6 protein-coding genes are annotated in these 8,425 nt (G+C 73.5%); 2 read left to right on the top strand and 4 right to left on the bottom strand.

Features of this window, described 5'->3' with window-relative positions; translation table 11 throughout:
- Positions 1 to 46: 46 nt before the first annotated feature.
- From E1291_RS35575 to E1291_RS35565, 3 genes are all read right to left on the bottom strand, one after another.
- Complete coding sequence (locus E1291_RS35575; protein WP_131742451.1) at positions 47 to 823, bottom strand: LytR/AlgR family response regulator transcription factor; 777 nt, start codon at positions 821 to 823, stop codon at positions 47 to 49.
- Positions 820 to 2,007, bottom strand: coding sequence for a sensor histidine kinase (locus tag E1291_RS35570; RefSeq protein ID WP_131742450.1), 1,188 nt, complete (start codon positions 2,005 to 2,007; stop codon positions 820 to 822). Before E1291_RS35570 ends, E1291_RS35575 begins: the two co-directional genes overlap by 4 nt.
- Positions 2,008 to 2,153: 146 nt before the next feature.
- On the bottom strand, positions 2,154 to 3,800 hold the full coding sequence (locus E1291_RS35565; protein WP_131742449.1) for a carboxylesterase/lipase family protein: 1,647 nt from the start codon (positions 3,798 to 3,800) through the stop codon (positions 2,154 to 2,156).
- Between the two features lie 510 nt (positions 3,801 to 4,310).
- Here E1291_RS35565 and E1291_RS35560 point away from each other — a divergent pair.
- Positions 4,311 to 6,179, top strand: a complete 1,869-nt coding sequence (locus tag E1291_RS35560; RefSeq protein WP_207401112.1) for a CocE/NonD family hydrolase — start codon at positions 4,311 to 4,313, stop codon at positions 6,177 to 6,179.
- Positions 6,180 to 6,371: 192 nt separating this feature from the next.
- Entirely contained in the window at positions 6,372 to 7,469 is a 1,098-nt protein-coding gene (locus E1291_RS35555) for a substrate-binding domain-containing protein (RefSeq protein WP_131742448.1), read from the top strand.
- Positions 7,470 to 7,523: 54 nt separating this feature from the next.
- Here the strand turns inward: E1291_RS35555 and E1291_RS35550 are convergent.
- A partial coding sequence (locus tag E1291_RS35550) for a GAF domain-containing sensor histidine kinase (protein ID WP_165495455.1) occupies positions 7,524 to 8,425 on the bottom strand: 902 nt, incomplete at its 5' end.

Genomic DNA, 8,425 nt, shown 5'->3' with positions numbered 1-8,425 from the left:
CGGCCCGCCGTCCGCTCCACCGTGACCCGGCGCGGCTCCTGCCGGCTCACGGGCGCTGCGCCCCCGGCCTGGCGTTGCGGACCAGCCGGTCGCGCAGCGCGCGGGTGTTGCGGCGGCTGACCGGCAGCCGCATGTCCCCGACCCGGATGGCGCACCGGCCCGACTCGACGTACATCTCGTCGATGTGGGCGAGCGCGACCAGGTGCGAGCGGTGCACCCGCATGAACCCCGCGTCGCCCCACGCGTCCTCCAGCGCGCTCAGCGAGGTCCGCACGAGATAGCTGTCGCGCCGGGTGTACAGGCGGGCGTAGTCGCCGTGCGCCTCGGCGTAGCGCACCTCCGAGCGCCGGACGAACCGCGTCACGTGGGCCAGCTCGACCGGGATCGTCTCGTCGTCGGCGGTCGCGGCGGGCCCGGGACGTCCCGTCACCTCCGCCACGACCCGGCGCACGGCCTCGGCCAGGCGCTCCTGCGCGACCGGCTTCAGCAGGTAGTCGACGGCGTGCAGCTCGAAGGCGTCCACCGCGTGGGACTCGTACGCCGTCACGAAGACGATCTTGGGTGGCCGCTCGAAGTGCGTCAGCACGCGGGCCAGGTCCAGGCCGGACATGCCCGGCATGCGGATATCGAGGAACAGCGCCGCCACGTCGCCGTGGTCGAGCGCGCGCAGCGCGGCGGCGCCGCTGGAGGCCGTGGACACCTCCCGCACCCGCTCGTCGGCGCGCAGCAGGTACGCCAGGTCCTCGATCGCCGGCAGCTCGTCGTCCACGACGAGGACGTGCAGCCCCTCGTCGACGGCGGTCTCCTCGGCCAGGCCGGTCATGACACGCTCACCCCCGCCTTGTACTTCGGGATCCGCAGGCTCACCTTCGTGCCCGCGCCCGGCCCGGTCTCGATGACCAGGCCGAACGCCGAGCCGTACACCTGGCGCAGCCGCTCGTCGACGTTGACGAGGCCGACCGAGTCGCCGCCCGGCCGCTCGCCGTCCAGGGCGCGCCGGACCAGCTCGGGGTCCATGCCGACGCCGTCGTCCTCGACGCTGAGCAGGCACTCCTGGCCCGCGTCCTCGGCGACGATCGTGACATGGCCGACGCCGGTCTTGTCCTCCAGCCCGTGCCGGACGGCGTTCTCCACCAGCGGCTGCACGCACAGGAACGGCACCGCGACCGGCAGGACCTCCGGCGCGATCCGCAGGCTCACGTGGAGCCGGTCGCCGAAGCGCGCGTGCTCCAGGATCAGGTACCGGTCGATGGAGCGCAGCTCCTCGGCGAGCGTCGTGAACTCGCCGTGGTTGCGGAAGGAGTAGCGCGTGAAGTGCGCGAACTCCAGCAGCAGCTCCCGCGCCCGGTCCGGCTGCGTCCGCACGAACGCCGCGATCGTCGTCAGCGAGTTGTAGATGAAGTGCGGGGAGATCTGGGCGCGCAGCGCCCGCACCTCCATCTCGGCCAGCCGCGTGCGGGAACGGTCCAGCTCGGCGAGCTCGAGCTGGGTGGACACCCACCGGGCGGTCTCGCCCACCGCGCGCACCAGCCCGGCCGTGGCGGCGGAGTCGTAGGCCCCCAGCGTGCCCACGACGACGTCGCCCGCGGTCAGCGGCGCGATCACCGCGTGCAGCAGCGGGCAGTCGGGGTCGCCGCAGGCGATCTGGTCGGTGCCGAGCACCTCGCTGCGCCCGGTGCCCACGGCGTGGTGGGCGTGCCGGACGGCGGCGTGGGCGTGCCGCTCGCCCGCGCCGTCCCACGCGAGGAGGTCCTGGCCGTCGGTGACCGCGACGGCCGCGCAGCCGAGCAGTGCCCGCAGGTGCCGCGCGGCCCGCCCGGCGCCCTGCGCGTCGAGGCCGCCGCGCAGCGACCTCGCGGCGACCGAGACGGTGTGCAGGGTCTGGTAGGTCGCCTGTTCCGCCGGTCCGCCCAGGTACCGGCGCGACCGGGTCACGACGCGCAGCAGCGCGCCGATCGCCAGCACGGCACCGATGCTCGCGAGAGTCGTCGCCAGTGTCGTCTGCATCCGCACACGCCCTTGATCGCAGCTGCGAAGAATATGACACGGGTGTTTCGGCCAGATCAATGGCGGATTTCGGCCGAATGACGTGGGCCAAGGACCCGCGGGGCCGGATCGCCGGCCCCGCGGGTCCCCGTCAAGTGGACGACGGCTCAGTGATTGAACGGTGTGAGGGCGTCCCAGAAGCCGCAGTGGTGCTGCTTGGCGATCTCGGTGGTGAGCTGGCTGTCACCGGCCGGTGCGAGCGCCATGACGCTCGGGTCCCTCCTGGTGAAGCGCGGCCAGTAGGGCGCGCCCGGCACGCTGGGGCTGCCGGTGCGCGCGAACCCGGTCCACTGCGTGGTGATCTGGTCGCCGAGGGCCTGCTGGTTCGGGTCCGGCGGGACGGGTCCGGGCGCGAGGAACTGGTTCTCGCCGACGTGGAACGAGCCGTTCGGCTTGGTCTTGTCGAGCCAGGAGGCGGGCGGGGCGTCCGCGTTGTCGGTCTGGTAGGCGTACAGGGTCAGGTGCTTGGCCAGCCGCCGGTCGTTGAGGAGCGCCGGGCACACGGAGTTGGAGTCGGCGACGATCGTCCGGTAGGCGATGAACGCCGACGGGTTCGGGAACCGCTCGAGCGGATACAGCTCGAACACCGCGTCGGCGTGCGGCCCGTACTGCTGGCGGACGAGCCTGCGGTAGTCGGCCGGCGTGCCGGCGTTCTCGAGCTGCGTCTCGTCGCGGTCCACGCCGTGCATGAGCGTGACGTCGTTGACCTTCCCCTTCGCGAACGCCTGCGCGGGCGACATCGGCAGCGTCCGGCCGTCGGCGATCGGGGCGATCGTCCCGTTGTCCGGCCCGAGCCCGTCACCCGCCTTGTCGAGCAGGGTCTGTACCGGCACCTTGCGGAGACAGGCCGCGGCGTCGCCCTCGCCGCAGCCCAGGGCAGCCGCGAACCGGTCGCCGGCCCGCTGCGCCTGCTTCTCGGTCGGCAGGTCCGACTTGCAGTCGCCCGGCTGCCAGGAGGTGTTGACCGTCCCGCCGCGCAGCGAGTTGTACTCGCCGCTCTGCGCGATGCCCTTCTGGAACAGCCCCTTCGAGCCGGGCGAGACGGTGTTGGCGCAGACGCTCGCGCCGCCCGCGGACGCCCCGTAGATCGTGACGTTCTTCGGATCGCCGCCGAACGCGGCGATGTTGCGCTGGACCCAGCGCAGCGCCTCCTGCTGGTCCTGGATGGCCCAGTTGCCCGAGTGCGCGCCGAGCGCGCCGTGCGCCAGGAACCCGAAGATGCCCAGCCGGTAGTTGACGCCGACCTGGACGACGTGACCGGCGCGCGCGAGGTGGCTTCCGTCGGCCGGGCTGCCGAGCAGGAAGCCGCCGCCGTGGAACTCGACCATCACCGGCAGCTTCTTGGCGCCGGCGTCCGACGGCGCCCGCACGTTCACGTTGAGGCAGTCCTCGTTGGTGGACCCCGCCCCGAGCGCGTTCGACTGGGGGCAGTTGGGGCCCTTCTCGGTCGCCGAGAGCGTCGACGTCCAGGCCGGGCGGCGCCGCGGCGAGGCCCAGCGCAGGTTCCCGACCGGCGCGGCGCCGTAGGGGACGCCGAGCCAGGACCGGACGCCGCCGGTCTCCAGCCCGCAGACGGCGCCGGTGTCGGTCTGGACGGTGGTCCCGTCGGCGCACGCGGGCGCGGCGGCGGTCCGCAGGGTGCTCGACGAGGCGGGCGTCGCACCGCTCACCGCGGTCAGCAGCGCGGCGACCGTGGCCGTGGCGGACGCGATCGCCAGCGCGGCGACCGGATTTCGGAGGCGCTTCGGTTTCATGCGGGTACTCCTTTGTCAGCCGACGACGGAGCGGACGTCGTCACCGAGAGGACATTCGCCGCCACGGTGCGGAGGGCGGAGACGGCGCCGGACCTGCTCCTTTCGTCACCCGGCGGACGCGAAGGCCGTGATGGCGAACCCGACCCTAGGACGGGTGGGACGAACCGGACAGCCCTCGTCCGGGGACGGTCGCCCAGCGGTGACTCGCGCTCGATCGCGGACCGCGGCCCCCGGGCCAACGGTCATTTCATTGCGATAAGCGTATTTTCGCCCCATGTCAGGAAATGTCGCCCGAAGGCTGACTTTCGGGCAACGCGCGTCCCATCCGGAAAAGGACCGGTACCAAGTCCGTTAACCGTGGTTTTCACGCCGCTCGACCGCGAAAGCCCCACGCTCGGCGCACGGAACGGGCGCCTCGGCGCAGCCGCGCCACGGGCGTCTTCGCCGGTCCGCTCCGATCATGCCACGCTCCGGCCCTGCGCTGCATCGAGCGGGAAGGATCCCTGTGACATGACGACACGGCGAACGCCCAGACCGGCCGGACCCGGACGGCGGCTGCTGCTCGGCACCGCCGCCCTCGCGCTCGGCGGCGCCGCGCTGGTGCCCGTGACGCGAGCCTCCGCGGACGCCGCGCGCGCGGCCGAGCACTGCGAGTTCACCGAGCGGGAGGACGTCCCCGCGACGATGCGCGACGGCACCGTCCTCCGCTCGAACGTGTTCACGCCCAAACGCGGGGGCGACTTCCCCGTCATCCTGATGCGGCTCCCGTACAACAAGGAGCGCGCCGAGAACATCTTCTACGACAACCCCACCCGCTACGCCTCCGCCTGTTACGTCGTCGTCGTGCAGGACGTACGCGGCCAGTACAAGTCGGATGGAACCTTCTACCCCTACCGCAGCGAGGGCACCGACGGCTACGACACCATCGAGTGGGCCGCGCGGCTGCCGCAGTCGAACGGCAAGGTCGGGATGTACGGCTTCTCGTACCCCGGCCTGACCCAGTGGATGCCCGCGACGCTGCGCCCGCCGCACCTCGTCACGATCATCCCGGCCTTCACCTCGTCCGACTACTACGACGGCTGGACCTACGAGGGCGGAGCGCTCAACCAGTCGTTCACCCAGTCCTGGCCCCTCGGCTCGCTCGCCAACAGCGCCGTCCGCCGCTTCCCCGACGGTGCCGAGCTGGACGCGGACATGAACAAGGCCGGCACGAACCTGTTCAGCAAGTGGTACTGGTCGCTGCCGCTCAACAAGTTCCCGCCCCTGCGCCCGAAGGACCCGCGGGTCGCGCCGTACTACTTCGACTGGATCAAGCACCCGAGCAACGACGCGTACTGGCGACGCTGGAGCATTCGGACCCGCTACCCGCAGGTGACGGTGCCGTCGCTCAACTACGGCGGCTGGTACGACATATTCCTGGACGGCACCACCGAGAACTTCGCGGGCATCCAGGCCAAGGGCGGCTCGCAGGCCGCGCGGCAGGGCTCCAAGATGCTGATCGGCCCGTGGGTCCACGGCGGGTCGGGCACGAGGTCCGGGGACGTGGACTTCGGCCCGGACGCCGCCGTCTCGATCGACGACGTCCAGCTCCGCTGGTTCGACCACTGGCTCAAGGGCAAGGCGAACGGCGTCGACGAGGACCCGGCCGTCAAGGTCTTCGTGATGGGCGCGAACAAGTGGCGCACCGCCCCGTCCTGGCCGATCCCCGGCACCGTCAAGACGAAGTACTACCTGCACAGCGCCGGGGACGCGAACACCCTCACCGGCAGCGGCACGCTCGGCACCGCGCCGCCGTCCGGAAGCGGCGAGGCCGCGACCGACGGCTACCGCTACGACCCCGCCAACCCCGTGCCGAGCTTCGGCGGGCGCTTCCAGGGGTCGGTCCCGGGCGGCCCGCACGACCAGCGGCTCATCGAGCAGCGGCCCGACGTCCTCGTCTACAGCACCCCGGCGCTGGAGAAGGACACCGAGGCCACCGGCCCGATCTCGGTCACGCTGTACGCCTCGTCGTCCGCCCGCGACACCGACTGGACGGCCAAGCTCACCGACGTCGCCCCCGACGGCACCTCGATGCTGATCCAGTACGGCGTCCAGCGCGCCCGCTACCGCGACTCGCAGGAGCACCCCTCGCCGATCAAGCCGGGCAAGGTCTACAAGTACACGATCAAGATCTGGCCGACCGGCAACGTCTTCAAGGCCGGCCACCAGATCCGGCTGGAGGTCTCCAGCAGCAACTTCCCGATGTACGACCGCAACCCCAACACCGGGCACGCCTTCGGCACGGACGCGCAGACCCGCGTGGCCCGGCAGACCGTGTACCACGACGCCGCCCACCCGTCCTCGATCGAACTGCCGATCATCCCCACGCCGATCCGCTGACACCCCGTCCGCCGGCCCTCGCCGGCCGTCCCCGGCCGCGCCGCGCGGCCGGGGACGCCGCCGTCCGTTTCGGCCCCGCCGGGCGGGCGGCCGGACCCCGGTTCGGCGCCCGGATGACGCGACGGGCTTCGGTTCGATGCCGAACAGGGGCATCATGGGTCCTGCCACCACCGGGCACGATCGTTGGGAGCCATGACGACGCCCCCTCCTCCCGGCTTCGGCCGGGCCACCGCGCGGCGGCGCGCGGCGCCGCTGCGGCTGGCGCTCGTCGTCCCGCTGCAGGGACCGGCGGGCATCTTCGGCCCGTCCTGCCGCGCGTGCGCCCAGCTCGCGGCGGAGGAGTGCAACCGCGGGGGCGGCGTGCTCGGCCGCGAGGTGCGGCTCACCCTCGTGGACGGCGGCGCGCCGCCCGGCCGGGTCGCCCGCGAGGTCGCCGCGCTGGTCGCCCGCGGCGAGGTCGACGGCGTCACCGGCTGGCACCTGTCCTCGGTCCGCAAGGCGATCGCCCCGCACGTCGCCGGGCGCGTCCCCTACGTCTACGCGCCGCTGTACGAGGGCGGCGAGCACACGCCCGGCGTGTTCCTGGCCGGGGAGACGCCCGGCCGCCAGATCCTGCCCGGCCTGCGCTGGCTGGCGCGCGAGCGCGGGGTGCGCCGGTGGTGCATCGTCGGCGACGACTACGTGTGGCCGCGCGCCACGGCCGAGGCCGCGCGCCGCTTCGTCCGCGCGGTGGACGGGACCGTCCGCGACGAGTTCTTCCTCCCGCTCGGCACCGAGGACTTCGAGCGGCCCGTGCGCCGGGTCGAGCGCAGCGGCGCCGACGCCGTGCTGATGCTGCTCGTCGGCCAGGACGCCGTGGGCTTCAACCGCGCCTTCGCCCGCTCCGGCCTCGACGGGCGCGTGCTGCGCTTCAGCCCGCTCATGGAGGAGAACATGCTGATGGCCGGGAGCGCCGACGACACGCGCGGGCTGTACGCGGCGGCCGGCTACTTCGCCTGCCTTCCGACGGCGGGCAACCTCGACTTCAACGCGCTCTACGTCCGGCGCTTCGGCCCGGACGGCCCGATGCTCAACAGCCTCGGCGAGTCGTGCTACGAGAGCATCATGCTCTTCGGCGCCCTCGCGCGGCGCGCGGGCGGGCTCGATCCCGCCGCCTTCTGCCGGGTCGCCGACGACGTGGGCTACGACGGCCCGCGCGGCGCCGTCCACCTGCGCGACCGTCACCTGCGCCAGCAGATCTACCTGGCCGAGGCGCGGGGCCTGGAGTTCGAGGTCGTCACCCGCCTGTAGCCCTCCCGGACTGGCGTGACGGGCCCGGGTGGCGGGCCCGGGCGGCGGGCCGGCTCATCCGTCCGGGAGCGGCACGCGCCAGACCAGGACGGTCCCGCCGCCGGGCCCCGGCCCGGCGTGGAAGGAGCCGCCCTGGGCCTCGGCGCGCTCGGCCATGTTCCGCAGGCCGCCGCGCCGCCCGCCGTCGGGGATGCCGACGCCGTCGTCCTCCACCCGCAGCGTCAGATCGTCGCCGACGTCGATGACGACGGCGGCCTCGCGGGCGCGGGCGTGCCGGGCCACGTTCGACAGCGCCTCCCGGACGACCGCGAGCAGCTGCTCGCCGAGCTCGTCGCCGACAACGGTGTCGAGCGGCCCGTCCAGGCGCACCGACGGCGCGAACCCCAGCCGCTCGGCGGCGGCGTCGACCAGCGCGCGGACGCGCGAGCGCAGCGACTCCTCCTCGTCCGCCGGGGCCTGCAGCGCGAAGATCGAGGAGCGGATCTGCCGGATGGTCTCGTCGAGGTCGTCGACCGCGCGCCGCACCCGGGCCGCGACCTCCGGCCTCTGCGTGATCTTGATGGCCGCCATCAGCGTCATCGCGGTGGCGAACAGCCGCTGGATGACGGTGTCGTGCAGGTCCTTGGCGATGCGGTCGCGGTCCTCCAGCAGCGCCAGCCGCTCGGCGTCGCGGCGCCGGGCGGCCAGCTCCAGCGCGACGGCGGCCTGTCCCGCGAACGCCTCCAGCAGCCGCTTCGTCCCCTCCGCGAAGGACGGCGCGCCCGGCGGGTTGATCACCGCCAGGACGCCGCGTGCCGCCGCCCCGGCGCCCAGCGGCACCACCAGCAGCGGCCCGACCTCCAGCGACTCCGGCGCGCCGGCCGCGTGCAGCACCTCCGCGCCGTCGGCCAGCCGCACCGCGACGCCCTCCCGGAACACCCGCCCCGCCACGGGATGCGACAGCGGCACGCGCAGCC

The sequence above is a fragment of the Actinomadura roseirufa genome, assembly GCF_900659635.1.
GTDB lineage: Bacteria > Actinomycetota > Actinomycetes > Streptosporangiales > Streptosporangiaceae > Spirillospora > Spirillospora roseirufa.
The sequence above is the reverse complement of the archived record's forward strand: the minus strand, read 5'-3'. Positions and strand labels throughout refer to the sequence as shown.

What these genes read in the sequence shown, in the direction of transcription:
- E1291_RS35575 (WP_131742451.1), bottom strand. Translation starts at nt 823, where the DNA reads ATGACCGGCCTGGCCGAGGAGACCGCCGTCGACGAGGGGCTGCACGTC.
- E1291_RS35570 (WP_131742450.1), bottom strand. Translation starts at nt 2,007, where the DNA reads ATGCAGACGACACTGGCGACGACTCTCGCGAGCATCGGTGCCGTGCTG.
- E1291_RS35565 (WP_131742449.1), bottom strand. Translation starts at nt 3,800, where the DNA reads ATGAAACCGAAGCGCCTCCGAAATCCGGTCGCCGCGCTGGCGATCGCG.
- E1291_RS35560 (WP_207401112.1), top strand. Translation starts at nt 4,311, where the DNA reads ATGACGACACGGCGAACGCCCAGACCGGCCGGACCCGGACGGCGGCTG.
- E1291_RS35555 (WP_131742448.1), top strand. Translation starts at nt 6,372, where the DNA reads ATGACGACGCCCCCTCCTCCCGGCTTCGGCCGGGCCACCGCGCGGCGG.